Annotated in this window: 18 protein-coding genes; all 18 read left to right on the top strand. The window is 33.9% G+C overall.

Annotated elements, in window-relative coordinates; all coding sequences use genetic code 11:
• Positions 1 to 89: 89 nt before the first annotated feature.
• Positions 90 to 887, top strand: coding sequence for a formate/nitrite transporter family protein (locus ACVAMZ_RS05270; protein WP_368909736.1), 798 nt, complete (start codon positions 90 to 92; stop codon positions 885 to 887).
• Between the two features lie 80 nt (positions 888 to 967).
• A complete protein-coding gene (locus tag ACVAMZ_RS05265; protein WP_461684228.1) occupies positions 968 to 2,242 on the top strand; it encodes a DUF2130 domain-containing protein in 1,275 nt (424 codons plus the stop codon).
• Complete coding sequence (locus ACVAMZ_RS05260) at positions 2,239 to 3,489, top strand: glutamyl-tRNA amidotransferase (RefSeq protein WP_461684227.1); 1,251 nt, start codon at positions 2,239 to 2,241, stop codon at positions 3,487 to 3,489. Before ACVAMZ_RS05265 ends, ACVAMZ_RS05260 begins: the two co-directional genes overlap by 4 nt.
• Positions 3,482 to 4,279, top strand: a complete 798-nt coding sequence (locus ACVAMZ_RS05255) for a hypothetical protein (RefSeq protein ID WP_195184436.1) — start codon at positions 3,482 to 3,484, stop codon at positions 4,277 to 4,279. The genes ACVAMZ_RS05260 and ACVAMZ_RS05255 overlap by 8 nt, the downstream gene beginning before the upstream one ends.
• Before the next feature lie 11 nt (positions 4,280 to 4,290).
• Positions 4,291 to 5,106: a hypothetical protein gene (locus tag ACVAMZ_RS05250; protein ID WP_461684226.1), complete on the top strand. Its 816-nt coding sequence runs from the start codon at positions 4,291 to 4,293 to the stop codon at positions 5,104 to 5,106.
• Positions 5,107 to 5,109: 3 nt separating this feature from the next.
• Positions 5,110 to 5,916 (top strand): hypothetical protein, encoded by an 807-nt coding sequence (locus ACVAMZ_RS05245; protein WP_461684225.1) that lies wholly within the window; start codon positions 5,110 to 5,112, stop codon positions 5,914 to 5,916.
• Positions 5,916 to 6,029, top strand: a complete 114-nt coding sequence (locus ACVAMZ_RS05240; RefSeq protein WP_461684224.1) for a DUF4176 domain-containing protein — start codon at positions 5,916 to 5,918, stop codon at positions 6,027 to 6,029. The genes ACVAMZ_RS05245 and ACVAMZ_RS05240 overlap by 1 nt, the downstream gene beginning before the upstream one ends.
• Positions 6,030 to 6,073: 44 nt before the next feature.
• Positions 6,074 to 6,835: a hypothetical protein gene (locus ACVAMZ_RS05235; protein WP_461684223.1), complete on the top strand. Its 762-nt coding sequence runs from the start codon at positions 6,074 to 6,076 to the stop codon at positions 6,833 to 6,835.
• Positions 6,836 to 6,933: 98 nt separating this feature from the next.
• Positions 6,934 to 7,644 (top strand): hypothetical protein, encoded by a 711-nt coding sequence (locus tag ACVAMZ_RS05230; protein ID WP_461684222.1) that lies wholly within the window; start codon positions 6,934 to 6,936, stop codon positions 7,642 to 7,644.
• A 30-nt stretch (positions 7,645 to 7,674) separates the two neighbouring features.
• Positions 7,675 to 8,385, top strand: coding sequence for a hypothetical protein (locus ACVAMZ_RS05225; protein ID WP_461684221.1), 711 nt, complete (start codon positions 7,675 to 7,677; stop codon positions 8,383 to 8,385).
• 30 nt (positions 8,386 to 8,415) lie between these two features.
• Positions 8,416 to 9,141: a hypothetical protein gene (locus ACVAMZ_RS05220; protein WP_461684220.1), complete on the top strand. Its 726-nt coding sequence runs from the start codon at positions 8,416 to 8,418 to the stop codon at positions 9,139 to 9,141.
• Positions 9,134 to 9,562: a hypothetical protein gene (locus ACVAMZ_RS05215; protein WP_414259173.1), complete on the top strand. Its 429-nt coding sequence runs from the start codon at positions 9,134 to 9,136 to the stop codon at positions 9,560 to 9,562. Before ACVAMZ_RS05220 ends, ACVAMZ_RS05215 begins: the two co-directional genes overlap by 8 nt.
• 22 nt (positions 9,563 to 9,584) lie before the next feature.
• Entirely contained in the window at positions 9,585 to 10,040 is a 456-nt protein-coding gene (locus ACVAMZ_RS05210) for a DUF5085 family protein (protein ID WP_461684219.1), read from the top strand.
• Between the two features lie 157 nt (positions 10,041 to 10,197).
• On the top strand, positions 10,198 to 10,764 hold the full coding sequence (locus tag ACVAMZ_RS05205; protein WP_461684218.1) for a hypothetical protein: 567 nt from the start codon (positions 10,198 to 10,200) through the stop codon (positions 10,762 to 10,764).
• 116 nt (positions 10,765 to 10,880) lie between these two features.
• Positions 10,881 to 11,846 carry a hypothetical protein gene (locus ACVAMZ_RS05200; RefSeq protein ID WP_461684217.1) on the top strand — a complete coding sequence of 322 codons (966 nt, stop codon included), beginning with the start codon at positions 10,881 to 10,883 and terminating at the stop codon, positions 11,844 to 11,846.
• Positions 11,847 to 12,062: 216 nt separating this feature from the next.
• Positions 12,063 to 12,941, top strand: a complete 879-nt coding sequence (gene truB, locus ACVAMZ_RS05195; RefSeq protein WP_461685177.1) for a tRNA pseudouridine(55) synthase TruB — start codon at positions 12,063 to 12,065, stop codon at positions 12,939 to 12,941.
• Between the two features lie 194 nt (positions 12,942 to 13,135).
• Positions 13,136 to 13,627 carry a DUF536 domain-containing protein gene (locus ACVAMZ_RS05190; RefSeq protein ID WP_004252719.1) on the top strand — a complete coding sequence of 164 codons (492 nt, stop codon included), beginning with the start codon at positions 13,136 to 13,138 and terminating at the stop codon, positions 13,625 to 13,627.
• Between the two features lie 69 nt (positions 13,628 to 13,696).
• The gene (locus ACVAMZ_RS05185) at positions 13,697 to 14,287 is read left to right on the top strand and encodes a 3'-5' exonuclease (RefSeq protein WP_461684216.1); all 591 of its coding nucleotides are present in this window, start codon (positions 13,697 to 13,699) and stop codon (positions 14,285 to 14,287) included.
• Position 14,288 lies beyond the last annotated feature (1 nt).

Genomic DNA, 14,288 nt, shown 5'->3' with positions numbered 1-14,288 from the left:
AAAAATTATTAGTGATTGATTTAGGAAAGCCTTCCCATTATATCGATTTTATGTTATAATATTCACAAATAAAAGTTTTAGGAGTTTATATGGTCTCATCAGAATTTATTTCAAAAATTGAATTTGCTTGTAAAAAGAAAGAAAGTCTTTATTCAAATAGCAAATTCAAGTATGCTATCCGTTCAATGTTTGCAGGTGCTTTCCTTACCTTCAGTACAGCTGCTGGAGCTGTTGGTGCTGACTTGATCAATAAAATCGCTCCTGGTAGCGGACGCTTCCTTTTCCCATTTGTTTTCGCTTGGGGATTGGCCTACATTGTCTTCTTAAATGCTGAATTGGTAACATCTAACATGATGTTCTTGACAGCTGGTAGCTTTTTGAAAAAAATTAGCTGGAGAAAAACAGCTGAAATTCTTCTATATTGTACTTTCTTTAACTTAATCGGTGCCCTTATCGCTGGTTGGGGATTTGCTCATTCAGCAGCTTACGCTAATCTAACACATGATAGCTTTATTTCTGGAGTTGTAGAAATGAAGTTGGGACGCTCTAATGAACTAGTTTTACTTGAAGGTATTCTAGCGAATATCTTTGTAAACATCGCCATTCTTTCATTTGTTTTAGTTAAGGATGGTGGCGCAAAACTTTGGTTGGTTCTATCAGCCATTTACATGTTTGTATTCTTAACAAACGAGCACATCGCCGCAAACTTTGCTTCATTTGCAATTGTGAAGTTCAGTGTTGCTGCTGATTCAATCGCAAACTTCGGTATTGGAAATATTCTTCGTCACTGGGGGGTAACCTTTATTGGTAACTTTATAGGAGGTGGTCTACTGATTGGATTGCCTTATGCCTTCTTAAACAAGAACGAAGATACATACGTAGACTAAAAGTTGGATTGATTCCAACTTTTTCTTTTTGTTTTTCCATGCTATAATGAAAGTAGTAATGTTAAATATAGAGGAAAATCATGAACGAAATTAAATGTCCAAATTGTGGGGAAGTTTTTACAGTTAATGAAAGTCAATATGCAGAACTGATTTCTCAAGTTCGCACTGTAGAGTTTGATAAGGAATTGCATGAACGCATGAAGCAAGAGCTGGCCTTGGCTGAGCAAAAAGCCATGAATGAACAGCAAACAAAACTAGCGCAAAAAGACCAAGAAATTGCCCAGCTACAAAGTCAAATCCAGAATTTTGATACCGAAAAAGAATTGGTCAAAAAGGAAGTAGAGCAAAGTGCTAGTCAAAGTCTGCTAGAGAAAGAAAAAGAAGTTCAAGTACTGGAGAATCAGTTGGCTACCTTGCGCTTAGAGCATGAGAACCAACTGCAAAAAACACTATCTGACATAGAGAAAGAAAGAAATCAGGTCAAAAATCAGCTCCTTTTACAAGAAAAAGAAAACGAGCTTTCTCTGACTTCTGTCAAGCAAAATTATGAAGCCCAGCTTAAGGAAGCTAATGAAGAGATTGAGCGCTACAAAAATTTCAAGGCCCAACAGTCGACCAAGGCCATTGGGGAAAGCTTGGAGAAATATGCGGAAAATGAGTTCAATAAAATTCGTAGTTTTGCCTTTCCAAATGCTTACTTTGAAAAGGACAACAAGGTCTCCGCTCGTGGTTCTAAGGGCGATTTTATTTTCCGTGACTTTGATGAAAATGGGCTAGAATTCATTTCCATCATGTTTGAGATGAAAAATGAAGCTGACGGTACTGAGAAGAAGCATAAGAATGCCGATTTCTACAAGGAGTTGGACAAGGATCGTCGTGAGAAGAACTGTGAGTATGCTGTGTTGGTATCGATGTTAGAATCCGATAATGACTACTTCAACACAGGGATAGTCGATGTCAGCCATGAGTATGAAAAGATGTATGTCGTACGCCCTCAGTTCTTTATTCAGTTGATTGGTCTTTTGCGGAATGCGGCTCTTAACTCTCTAAAATACAAGCAAGAATTAGCACTTATCCGAGAACAAAACATTGATATTACCCATTTCGAGGAAGACCTAGATGCTTTCAAAGTGGCCTTTGCTAAAAACTACAATTCAGCTTCAGTCAACTTCGGCAAGGCTATTGATGAAATCGACAAGGCCATCAAAAGGATGGAAGAAGTCAAGAAATTCCTAACAACATCAGAAAACCAACTCCGCCTCGCAAACAATAAGTTGGATGATGTTTCTGTAAAAAAATTGACTCGGAAGAATCCAACTATGAAAGCAAAGTTTGATGCTTTGAAGGGGGAGTGACCTTGACTATCAAAAAGACTCTAAAATTTACGGATGTATATATTGCCTATTTACCATTGGTTGTTTTTTTGCTCAATTTTTTATACGGCTTTTTGAACTTAGAAGGCTCAACAGTTTCTGACGAAAGATCTAGATATGACTTGCTTTTTGGTGTAATTGGCCTTCTTCCAACTATTTTTGGGTATATTTTTAGCTTTCTTGCCAATCTTATTGTAGGTATAACTTATGTGATAAAGGCAAAAAATGAATCGAAACGTATGATTGCTTTCATATTGATTGGCAACGTTTTTTTAGCAATTTTTCTGATGTTTTTGCTAAAATTTAAAATGATTGTTTCCTTTGACTTTATAAAAGATCTGGATCTTTGGAGTTTCATTTTTTCTTTATTTTTATTTCCGTATTTAGATTGGATTTATCAAAATGTTGAATACAATCAAAAAGTGAGTAGAATTGTAATCATTATTCTTTTATCGGGAATTTTTTCTCCATTTCTAGGTAGTGAAATTCAAACTTACTTGAGAAATAATGCCAAAGTACAACAATTACAAGAGTTTTATCATTCTAGGGGCTTGAACTACGAATTAACACTTAAGTCTACATACTATGATAGCAATATTACTGATGTTGGTGTTTTTGATGTTTCCGACAATGGAGTTACCATAAGAGTGGGTGCTAAGTACACGCGTCAAAAATTGAAATATGTTACTTTCATTGATCAAGAATATGGCCTAAAGGAATTTATAAAAAATACTATTTCAAGTGATGAAGCTCAAATAGTTCTAAAAGATTTTAGGACTGTAGTAGAAGATGCTATTAAAAAGAAAGGCTATGATTTATCTGTATTTGATGCTGAAGATCAGCCATTAGCTAGCCCAGGTTTTCAAATATCACGTTCATTTAGAATCACTTCTTTTATTAAAGAAAAAGCAGTTCAAAATCAAAACTCATCTAGTCTTGAAAAACAAGCATTTGGAGGATATGCAGCAATTTCTCTTAAAGACTATATGAAAGAGGGAGCCCTTCGTTTACGTTTAACACTTAGTGGAAGTGACAAATTGAAGTTAGAAGACATTGATTTTTCAGGACTTTCTGATGGACACTACATGATTAATAATGACTATTTTATAGTTATTAATGGAACGTATAAAATAGTTGAAGATGAAGGTGATTTTGAAAATTTTTTACCTAGAGAATCTAGTAAACCATTTTATTTGGAGGATTTTTATAAAATTGAAAAGCTTGATTAAATTATTAGCAAATAAAGATGTAAAACTTCTTTATAATATTTGTATTCGATTATCTTCATATTTAGTAGTTGTTGCAGTTTATATAGCAATTTTGGGATTGTTTTTATTGTTTAAACAAAATATTATTGCAGTACGTTATCTGTTATTTTTGTCGGTATTATTTATAGTTATTGGCATCTTTTTAAATTTATTGACTTGGAAAGTTCTCCTATATTTGAAGGAGACTTTGATTGACTTTAAGAAATATCAATCTTTCTTTGAACACAGTGTTAGTCATTCCAATAAGTTTAATAAGAAATTCAATGAAGTAAGTTTTGAATTAATCACAGGAGAATTATCTTACCTCAGAGGAGATTTTTTATTAGCACTTAGTCAATATTCAAATATCAATCTTTCTAATATTTCTAAAAAAAATAGAAAAATATTTGAATTTAAGAAATTATATTATGAATTTCTATCTTCTATCCATCTTCAAGATGCGCAAGGTATTGCTTTCATTGAGGAACAATTGTCCAAGGCTGCAGATTGTAAAGGTGGTAAGGCTAAATTCGTTGCACAAGCCCAAACCATAAAAGATATTGTGTTTAACAAAGAACCAAACGACTACTTCGATACAACTGAACCAGAAAATAAGCTAGCTCGAATCAAGTTCTCATATTACGGAGCTCTCAATGCTCAGCTAAAAGGAGACGAAGATCGTGCTCGTAGTTTGTTTGAGAGCATATCCCATGAAAATCCAGAGCTTTTCTATGTACAGGAAGCGCAGAAATATTTAGGAGCAGAGGAATAAGAGAGTAATATATGAAATTAATTGAAAAAATAGTAAGTAGGGCGACAGAGAATATTCTTCTACAAATAGAGACTATTAGTCAAATTAGCTCAATTATTACACTTGTTTTGGATGTGTTGGCTGTGTTTTTAATTTTCCAAAGTGATACGAAAAAGTGGGGAGTAATATTATTAGTAGTAGTAGTACTATTTGCTAGTCTAGTTTTATACTTACGTTTTGTCCTAAACAAAGTTATTTATCTAATGTTAAACGATGCTATTAATCTTAAGCTCTATGTGGACATGTTCAGAGTTCAATCAGAAAAATCTATTAAGCCTTTTAGGCCAACATATCGTGAGTATTACCAATTTATCCAAGGTCAAGTAGCTTATCTAAAAGGAGATTTTCAATCTGCCAAGGAAATTATGTCCAAGTATAATTTGAAAAAAATTTGGGGTAGATTAAGAGACTATACATTTTTAATATCAACCTATGAACTATTAAAAGTTTCCATCCATCTTCAAGATGCGCAAGACATTGCTTTCTTTGAGGAACAATTGTCCAAGGCGCCAGATTCGAAAGGTGGTAAAGCTAAACTAATCGCCCAAACTCAAGCCATAAAAGATATTGTGTTCAATAAAGAAGTGAACGACTACTTCGACACCACTGAGCCAGAAAGTAAGTTAGCTCGAATCATGTTTTCTTATTATGGAGCTCTCAATGCCCAATTAAAAGGAGACGAAGCTCGTGCTCGTAGTTTGTTTGAGTGCATATCCCATGAAAATCCAGAGCTTTTCTATGTACAGGAAGCGAAGAAATATTTAGAAGGAGAAAACTTAGGGAAGTAACATATGAAATTGATTGAAAAAATAGTTAGTAGGGCGACAGAAAACACTCTTCTACAACTTGATAGGGCTATTCTAATTTGCTTATTTTTAGTCTTGGTTGTTGATGTGATGGCAGTGTGTTTAGTATTGCAAAGTAATTTGGAAATATTGGGACTCATATTATTAGTTATTGACTTTTTCGCTCTTGTCTTTGTATTTTATTTAAGATTTATATCTAGCAAAGTTATTTATCTAATGTTAAACGATGCTATTAATCTTAAGCTCTATGTGGACATGTTCAGAGTTCAATCAGAAAAATCTATTAAGATTTATAGAGCAACGTACCAAGAAAATTTCCATTTTGTTAAGGGTCAAGTCAGTTTCCTAAAAGGAGATTTCCAATCTGCGAAAGAAAATTTTGAAAAAATTAATTTAAAAAAAGTTTGGAAGAGATTTACTACATACATATTCCTAAGGTTAACTTATGGTCAATTGCTAGTTTCCATCTATCTTCAAGATGCGCAAGATATTGCTTTCTTTGAGGAACAATTGTCCAAGGCGCCAGATTTTAAAGGAGACAAAGCTAAACTAGTCGCCCAAACTCAAGCCATAAAAGATATTGTATTTAATCAAGAAGTGAACGACTACTTCGATACCACAGAACCAGAAAATAAGCTAGCCCGAATCATGTTCTCTTATTACGGCGCTCTCAATGCCCAGCTAAAAGGAGATGAAGAGCGTGCCCGTAGTTTGTTTGAAAGCATAGCTCATGAAAATCCAGAACTCTTTTATGTTCAGGAAGCGAAGAAATATTTAGAAGGAGAAAAGTGATGTCAAAACGTACTACTTTACCGATTGGGAGTGTTGTTCGAGTGAGAGAAGGTGTGGAGCCTGTCATGATTGTTAATCATTGTCCAGATACTAAAAAGCAGAGGCAAAAATGAAACTAGGACAATTTGGATTGGGCTTATTAATAGGGGGGTAAAACATGGAAATACAATTAAAATTACGTGGAAACTCAGAAGGATTTATCCTTGAGTCAAAATTACCTGATGATGAACATTGGACTGAAAGAATTGAAATCGTTCAAGAAGAGGCAGGTTATCGTCTATATGCAAAAGATGTAGAAATTCTAGTCTTGAAAGTATCAGAATATATTTCTAAAAGAAAAAGAATAGTCGCAAGAGGGTTAAATAAGGATTTGATTTATTTTGAAGAAGAAAGATTTGAACATTTATGGGAACAAGCATACTGGCATGGAGTTTTTCAATTCAATTTAAATAACTATGAAATGACGTGTGTAGGTTCAGGTAGTAAAGGAGATATTTCACCTGTCACAAAAGATGGCATTCCGATTGCCGTTTATGCTGCAAGTAATATTGCAATTGCTGGAAAGAGAAACTTTTCTCTCTATACTGAAAATATTGACGAAATTGACAATTTACTGATGTTTTACGTAATTGATTATATTAGGGGATATGACTTTTTAGATATTGATTCTTTATCTGCAAGATATCGTTTCTTTTATCAATTCAATGATCGCTCAGCTTTAACGAAGGAACATTTAGATATGCTTCCAGAGGAGAGAAGACCTTCTAAGTTAGAGGCGTTTATCATCTATTTTTTATCAGCCTTCCTTGTTGTGGGTGTAAGCTTGGTATCATTACGCCCTTTATTCGCATTTTTAGTAGCAATACTGATACATTTTATTTATACTATCATAAAGAATTGGAGAGACAGAGGTGAATAGTAGATTATTTACCTATTGATTTAGTATTGATACTGCATTAAAAGGAATCTTTAAAAAGGCGCCAATAGCCTGATCAAAGGCATGAGAGGATGGTTTAAATGACTATTGAAAGAATCAAAAAATTTTTTGAGTTTCAAAGAAGGAGTGTCCATGGACCAGTTCCACTTTGGGGCGTATTAAATGGGATTTTTATTTTATATCCTATAGCCTTTTTTATGTTTATGGCAGGAGGGTTAGAGGTTCTAAAAAATGAGGACTTATATCAAGGGCTTCTTATTGCAGGGATTGTTGTTTGGATTTTAAATCTGGTATTTTTACTGGATCTTAGACGAGGAATTTTAACTAGTTTTGGAACCTATCTCATGTATCTGACTGGTCATATTTATGCCATTATTGGCTTTAGTGCTATGAGCGGTGACTATAGTTTTATTGGTTTGAAAATTTTCCTCCCCCTTATTTTTGCTATTATAGTTGTTATTGTTGGGACCTGTCTAGTCAACCTAGATTCTGAAGAAATTTTATCAGATAAGGCTGTCAAAAATGTCTATAATTTTTTATTTGGACCTCCTGTAATTTTATCTCTCTGCTTTATTTTTTTAGCTATCATTGGATACGATCATTTTATGGGATGGGGAGTATCTTTATTATTCATGATTATGGGGCCTTATTTATACCGAACTTGGTTTTATATTATCTATGCCTACCAACATCGTCATGATATTGAGGAAACAAGACCAATCAAGCATATAAAAGTGAACCCAGATATATTTTCAAATAAAGAATTTGACAGAGATAGATTTAAAAAGTAAAGTTTTCAAAGGCATGAGAGGATGGTTTAAATGATTATTGAAAGAATCAAAAAATATTTTGAGTTTCAAAGAAGTAGAATAAAGGGACCAGTTCCTCTTTGGGGAGTGTTAAATGGGATTTTTATTTTATATCCTTTGGCATTTTTGTTTTTTCTTGCAGGAGGGTTAGAGGTTCTAAAAAATGAGGACTTATATCAAGGGCTTCTTATTGCAGGGATTGTTGTTTGGATTTTAAATCTGGTATTTTTACTGGATCTTAGACGAGGAATTTTAACTAGTTTTGGAACCTATCTCATGTATCTGACTGGTCATATTTATGCCATTATTGGCTTTAGTGCTATGAGCGGTGACTATAGTTTTATTGGTTTGAAAATTTTCCTCCCCCTTATTTTTGCTATTATAGTTGTTATTGTTGGGACCTGTCTAGTCAACCTAGATTCTGAAGAAATTTTATCAGATAAGGCTGTCAAAAATGTCTATAATTTTTTATTTGGACCTCCTGTAATTTTATCTCTCTGCTTTATTTTTTTAGCTATCATTGGATACGATCATTTTATGGGATGGGGAGTATCTTTATTATTCATGATTATGGGGCCTTATTTATACCGAACTTGGTTTTATATTATCTATGCCTACCAACATCGTCATGATATTGAGGAAACAAGACCAATCAAGCATATAAAAGTGAACCCAGATATATTTTCAAATAAAGAATTTGACAGAGATAGATTTAAAAAGTAAAGTTTTCAAAGGCATGAGAGGATGGTTTAAATGATTATTGAAAGAATCAAAAAATATTTTGAGTTTCAAAGAAGTAGAATAAAGGGACCAGTTCCTCTTTGGGGAGTGTTAAATGGGATTTTTATTTTATATCCTTTGGCATTTTTGTTTTTTCTTGCAGGAGGGTTAGAGGTTCTAAAAAATGAGGACTTATATCAAGGACTGCTTATTTCAGGGATTGTTGTTTGGGTTTTAAATTTAGTATTTTTACTAGATCTTAAGAGAGGGATTTTAACCAGTTTTGGAACCTATCTCATGTATTTGACTGGTCATGTTTATACTATTATTGGATTTAGTAGTTTGAGTGGGGACCATAACTTTATTGTTCTAAAGTTATCTCTCCCCCTTATCTATGCCATTGTAATTATTATCGTCATGAGCTGTTTGGTTGACTTGGACTCTGAAGAAATTATCCCGGAGAAGGCTGGAAAAATTATGCTTAATTTTGTAGTGGGACCGATAATACTTTTATCTCTTTGCTTTATTTTTCTAGCTATCATTGGATATGATTTTTTAATGGGCTGGGGAGTATCCTTATTGTTAATGATTTTTGGCTCTGCTTTATACCAAACATGGTTTTATATTATCTATGCCTACCAACATCGTCATGATATTGAGGAAACAAGACCAATCAAGCATATAGAAGTGTCTTCGGATTTGATTCAAAATAAAGAATTTGATAAAAATAGATTTAAAAAGGAAAAGAAACATGATTAAAGAAATCCAGATTCATATGGAACATTTGATGACAGACCAGGTCCAGATTCAAGCGGACGAACTATTGGAGTTATTTGTTCATACAGAACTCCTTCCCTATACTGATGGCATCTATAAAGATGGTCCGACCATTTTTGAAATGACTCCAACTCAGTTTGACGAAGAAGAACAGGACGTTACCATTTATATACCGGTCATTTCAGAAACAAACTCAACGAGCCAACTAAGGTATCAAGCTAGTTTAAGTATTGAGGGTATCAGCAAACGTGTACCTTTTGAGGATGGCTTGGACCAGTCCATCTACGAGATGAAGGATTACATCAGAGACCATGGTTGGGAGTTGCAAGATAAGTTGTATCTTGTCTTGATTCCAGTTTATGATGATTTGTTTGTAGATTTGATTATCCCAGTGGAGAAGTAAAATGGCAGAAATTACATATGGTATGAATCAATCATTAATGATGAGTAATGTCTTAAGTGTCGATTACAACATTACTGGTGATGAAATTGCAGTAGCCTTTCAAGATATGGTTCAAACAGCCGTAGCAGCTGGATATACACCTAAAAGTAATCCATTTTACTCATGCCCTCATATCGGAGAGTTGGATGATGGGACATACAACATCACAGTCTATCTTCCTGTCCATGAGGATTATTTAGGAGAGAATGAATTACTGGAAGTGACAGCCTATAACAGTTATTTTTTAGTTCCTAGAATGGTAGGAGCTAGAGTTACTGGGGAGGAAGCAGTCAACTTTGATAAGGCTATATACGGTTTAACCAATTTATTGATTGATAATGACTTAGAAGAATCTACACCGGTATTTTATATTTCTAGCAAGATAAATGATGTTTTATATACAGATATCATGGTAGGGGTTCGAGATAAAATGAATTGAGGATAATAGAAAACTTAAGGAAATAAAGAGACTTAAAACTACTCATGTTCGTTTCTTTGTAGAACTTATAAAATGACACACAAATCCTAGAATTTCATTCTAGGATTTTCTATATGGTGAGAAAATGTTATAATGAAGATAAAAAGAAAAATGGTATATGAAAAAATATTTAAAAAATATGGTTCCGATAGGAACAATTGATAAAAATCCAGTTTATTTTGATAAAAAAGATTCTAGTTTATACATAGCAAGAAAAAAGACTTCTTTTTTGGAAACTGCTGGCAGTAGCATGATCATGATTATTTATGGCATAATTGGAAAAGTCAATTCCAAATACTATTTAACCATTCTGGGAAGATATCAATTTTTAATGATAGGCATCCTGATTTCCTTTATAACAGCCTTTGTTGTTTGTTATGCGACCTTCCATCGTGATAGAGAAGTGGAAGAACTTCAATTAGAGGAAAAAGCAATGAGGGACTTTGTGTTAAGAGAGCGAAAAAATGTCTTCTTTACCTATTTATCTCTTATCATATTCCCACTAATTATAATATTCTTTGCATACCTCTTTATCACATATGGCAATCTTCCGTGGGGAGTTGTTTCAGTTTTATTTATGACTATATATTTTATGTTCTTTTATAATAAAGTATTCCAAAGAGGAAAAATAATTAATAACTTATTTAGACAGTTAAACAAAGAATTAGAAAAAAAAGATATTTAATTAAAAAAATTGATTTCTAGAGATATTAATCAATTTATTCAAAATTAAGAATAAGCAGATTAAGCTACGAGTTATAATTAAACGTGCATAGAGCTATGTCAATTTAGGAGATTAAAGTGAAAGAAGTTGAAGAATTAAATAAAGCATATTTTAAAAGCTTAGCGAATACTCGGGCATCTGCGACGATGATGGTTATTTCATTTGCAGGAGCCTTCGCTTTGGCATTGTTTCTGCTTTTCCAATATTTTTATTTTGTTAAAGGCTACGGAATAAATCCTTTGGAAAATTACTTTTTTGATTTTATTTTGATTTATATTATTTATCTTGTCGTGGCAACCTTTATTCCGCTAGGAATGACATTTATTTATCATAGACAGATTTTATCAACCATATTATTACTTTTATCTTATATAGGTATTTTTTTATCCTTGATACTTATATCCTATATTATTCTTGTTTATTCAGGGACTAATTTGCAAGAATATAACGAACGTTCATTATACACCATTCCTTTTTTGTTAATCTGTACAGTTGTTGGTTTTGTTTATCACTATTTTTGGCTAAAAAGAGAGTTAAAAAAAGGTTTTTCTACCAATAGAACAATGGGTAATTATTTTGCGAAATCTAGTGCCCACAATAATAATTCTCTTCTCATTATTTTTACAGTTTCCATGCTAGGCGGTGTTCTTTCTGGTAAGTTTGCGCTAGTTTTAGGAATTCTAACAGCTGTACTTTTTAGCTATGGCTTCTCCCAACTGATCACAGAAGTCGCCTATCTTTTATATCTAAAAACTCAAAGCAAGGAGTATTGGGAAGATGTACCTAAGAAAAAAGAGACTTTTCGAAATTTATTTAAGGATTTCAGTTTGAAGAAAGCAAAGATTAGAATTTTCCTTGAGATTTTGTTTTGTTCAATATTCCTAGGTATTATGTATAATATAGGCTATTTTAGTCCTAGTTCATACACCCCCCTTTGGCTTATTTGGTTTGGGAGAATATTTATAATTTTGATAGGATTGGATATTTTGGGGAGCTTTATTCTATCTATGATGAAAAGATTAAAAACTGGATTCAAAAAATGAATTTAAAAAGTAGAATTAAACATTGAAAATCATTAATTTTATTACAAATAATTAAAATGTTTCATATTTAAACAGTTGGGAAACTCGTAACAATAGTAGTGATAGAAACCAATCATTTATGATACTTGTCAATCTAATACTGTTATAAATAATATAAAATGTAATTAGTTCGATTTAATTGAGCAAAAAATGAGAAAGGAAAATAGAAAGCAAGACATGAACGGTATTATCAACTTAAAGAAAGAAGCAGGGATGAGCTCGCATGATGCGGTTTTTAAATTGCGTAAGATTTTAGGGACTAAGAAGATTGGTCATGGAGGGACTTTAGACCCTGATGTTGTCGGTGTTTTGCCGATTGCCGTCGGTAAGGCGACTCGTATGGTGGAGTTTATGCAGGACGAGGGTAAAGTCTATGAAGGAGAAATCACTCTTGGATATTCAACAACAACCGAGGATGCTAGTGGTGAGGTAGTTGCAGAAACTCCTGTTTTAGCTCCACTGGATGAGAAACTTGTCGATGAAGCCATTGCTAGTCTAACTGGTCCGATTACTCAGATTCCGCCTATGTACTCTGCTGTCAAGGTTAATGGTCGCAAGCTCTATGAGTATGCGCGTGCTGGTCAGGAAGTGGAGCGTCCAGAGCGTCAGGTTACGATTTATAGCTTTGAAAGAACGAGTCCGATTTCTTATGATGGGCATCTTGCACGATTCACTTTTCGTGTAAAATGCAGTAAAGGGACTTACATCCGTACTTTGTCAGTCGACTTGGGAGAGAAGCTTGGTTACGCGGCCCATATGTCCCATCTGACACGGACTAGTGCTGCAGGGTTACAGCTAGAGAATGCTTTGACCTTGGATGAAATTACTCAAAAAGTAGATGCTGGGCAACTGGACTTTCTCCATCCAATTGAGATTGGGACAGGTGACTTAGTCAAGGTTTATTTGACTCCAGAGCAGGCTGAAGAAGTGCGTTTTGGTCGCTTTATTGAATTGGAACAAACTGAGAAGGAATTGGCTAGCTTTGAAGGTGAGAAGCTTCTTGCTATATTGGAAAAACGAGATCATCTTTACAAACCTAGAAAGGTTTTCTCTTAAGTATTTGACAAACCAATGATTTTTATCTACTAGTCCAAAGATGAGATTTTCTCATCTTTTTAAAATATTTGCAGATAAATAGTTTTAAAATTTTATGTCCTAAAAAACCATTGAAAATACAGTGTTATTTGACAGTTTGAATTACTTATGATAAGATTTAATTTAAGAAAAGCTAGAGAAAAATAGAGGATATTATGAGTATTGAAATGACTGTCAGTGAGATTGCTGAGGTCTTGGGGCTATCCCGACAAGCAATCAATAATCGTGTCAAAGAATTACCTGAAGAAGATATTACAAAAAACGACAAAGGTGTCACCGTTGTTACCCGTAGTGGATTGATCAAACTTGAAGAAATCTACAAAAAGACTATCTTTGAAGATGAACCAGTTAGTGATGAAGTTAAGCAACGAGAGCTCATGGAGATTCTTGTTGATGAAAAGAACGCTGAAATCATCCGTCTTTATGAGCAACTGAAAGCTAAAGATAAACAACTGGCTGAAAAAGATGAACAGATGCGTGTTAAAGACCGCCAAATCGCTGAAAAAGATAAGCAATTGGACCAACAACAACAGTTAACCCTTCAGGCTATGAAGGATCAAGAAACTCTTCAGCTGGAGTTGGATCAAGCTAAGCAAGAAGTACAAGCATCGAAGAAAGGATTCTTTGCTCGCTTATTTGGAAAATAAGAAAAAACTGCTTGGTTTCTATAATTAGACCAGGTGGTTTCTTTTTACAAATCAATAAGGAATGATAAGATGGAAACAGTAAGAGATTATATCTCATTTGACTTAGAATTCAACAAACACCAGGATAAGACTCATTTGATTCAAGTATCAGCAGTGCATTTTAAAGAAGGTGAAGAAGTAGGAGCATTTGACTCTTATGTATACACGGATGTTCCTTTGAAGAGTTTTATTAATGGTTTGACGGGGATTACTTCCGAGACTCTGAAAGGCGCACCAAAAGTAGAAGAAGTCCTGCAAAAATTTCAAGCCTTCGTTGGGAACTTGCCCCTTATTGGCTATAATGCAGCCAAAAGTGATTTACCGATTCTACTAGAGCATGGATTTGACTATAGTCATCAATATCTAGTTGACGTCTATAATGAAGCCCTAGAGAGACGCAGTACCGATCTCCATGGAATCGCTAATCTAAAATTACAAACCGTCGCTAGCTTTCTGGGTTTTAAAGGGCAATCTCATAATAGTCTAGAAGATGCACGAATGACTGCCCGAATTTATGAAGCTTTTTTGGAGTCGGATGAGAGTAGACTTTTACTAAATTCTCAGACTAGTCTCAATTCGAATCCATTTGGTGCTTTGGATTTATCACAACTTTTTGATTAGG

The organism is Streptococcus sp. KHUD_017, from assembly GCF_054861245.1.
The sequence above is the reverse complement of the archived record's forward strand: the minus strand, read 5'-3'. Positions and strand labels throughout refer to the sequence as shown.

Coding starts and splice junctions, on each gene's coding strand:
- ACVAMZ_RS05270 (WP_368909736.1), top strand. CDS start 90: ATGGTCTCATCAGAATTTATTTCAAAAATTGAATTTGCTTGTAAAAAG.
- ACVAMZ_RS05265 (WP_461684228.1), top strand. CDS start 968: ATGAACGAAATTAAATGTCCAAATTGTGGGGAAGTTTTTACAGTTAAT.
- ACVAMZ_RS05250 (WP_461684226.1), top strand. CDS start 4,291: ATGAAATTAATTGAAAAAATAGTAAGTAGGGCGACAGAGAATATTCTT.
- ACVAMZ_RS05245 (WP_461684225.1), top strand. CDS start 5,110: ATGAAATTGATTGAAAAAATAGTTAGTAGGGCGACAGAAAACACTCTT.
- ACVAMZ_RS05240 (WP_461684224.1), top strand. CDS start 5,916: ATGTCAAAACGTACTACTTTACCGATTGGGAGTGTTGTTCGAGTGAGA.
- ACVAMZ_RS05235 (WP_461684223.1), top strand. CDS start 6,074: ATGGAAATACAATTAAAATTACGTGGAAACTCAGAAGGATTTATCCTT.
- ACVAMZ_RS05230 (WP_461684222.1), top strand. CDS start 6,934: ATGACTATTGAAAGAATCAAAAAATTTTTTGAGTTTCAAAGAAGGAGT.
- ACVAMZ_RS05225 (WP_461684221.1), top strand. CDS start 7,675: ATGATTATTGAAAGAATCAAAAAATATTTTGAGTTTCAAAGAAGTAGA.
- ACVAMZ_RS05220 (WP_461684220.1), top strand. CDS start 8,416: ATGATTATTGAAAGAATCAAAAAATATTTTGAGTTTCAAAGAAGTAGA.
- ACVAMZ_RS05215 (WP_414259173.1), top strand. CDS start 9,134: ATGATTAAAGAAATCCAGATTCATATGGAACATTTGATGACAGACCAG.
- ACVAMZ_RS05210 (WP_461684219.1), top strand. CDS start 9,585: ATGAATCAATCATTAATGATGAGTAATGTCTTAAGTGTCGATTACAAC.
- ACVAMZ_RS05205 (WP_461684218.1), top strand. CDS start 10,198: ATGAAAAAATATTTAAAAAATATGGTTCCGATAGGAACAATTGATAAA.
- truB (WP_461685177.1), top strand. CDS start 12,063: ATGAACGGTATTATCAACTTAAAGAAAGAAGCAGGGATGAGCTCGCAT.
- ACVAMZ_RS05190 (WP_004252719.1), top strand. CDS start 13,136: ATGAGTATTGAAATGACTGTCAGTGAGATTGCTGAGGTCTTGGGGCTA.
- ACVAMZ_RS05185 (WP_461684216.1), top strand. CDS start 13,697: ATGGAAACAGTAAGAGATTATATCTCATTTGACTTAGAATTCAACAAA.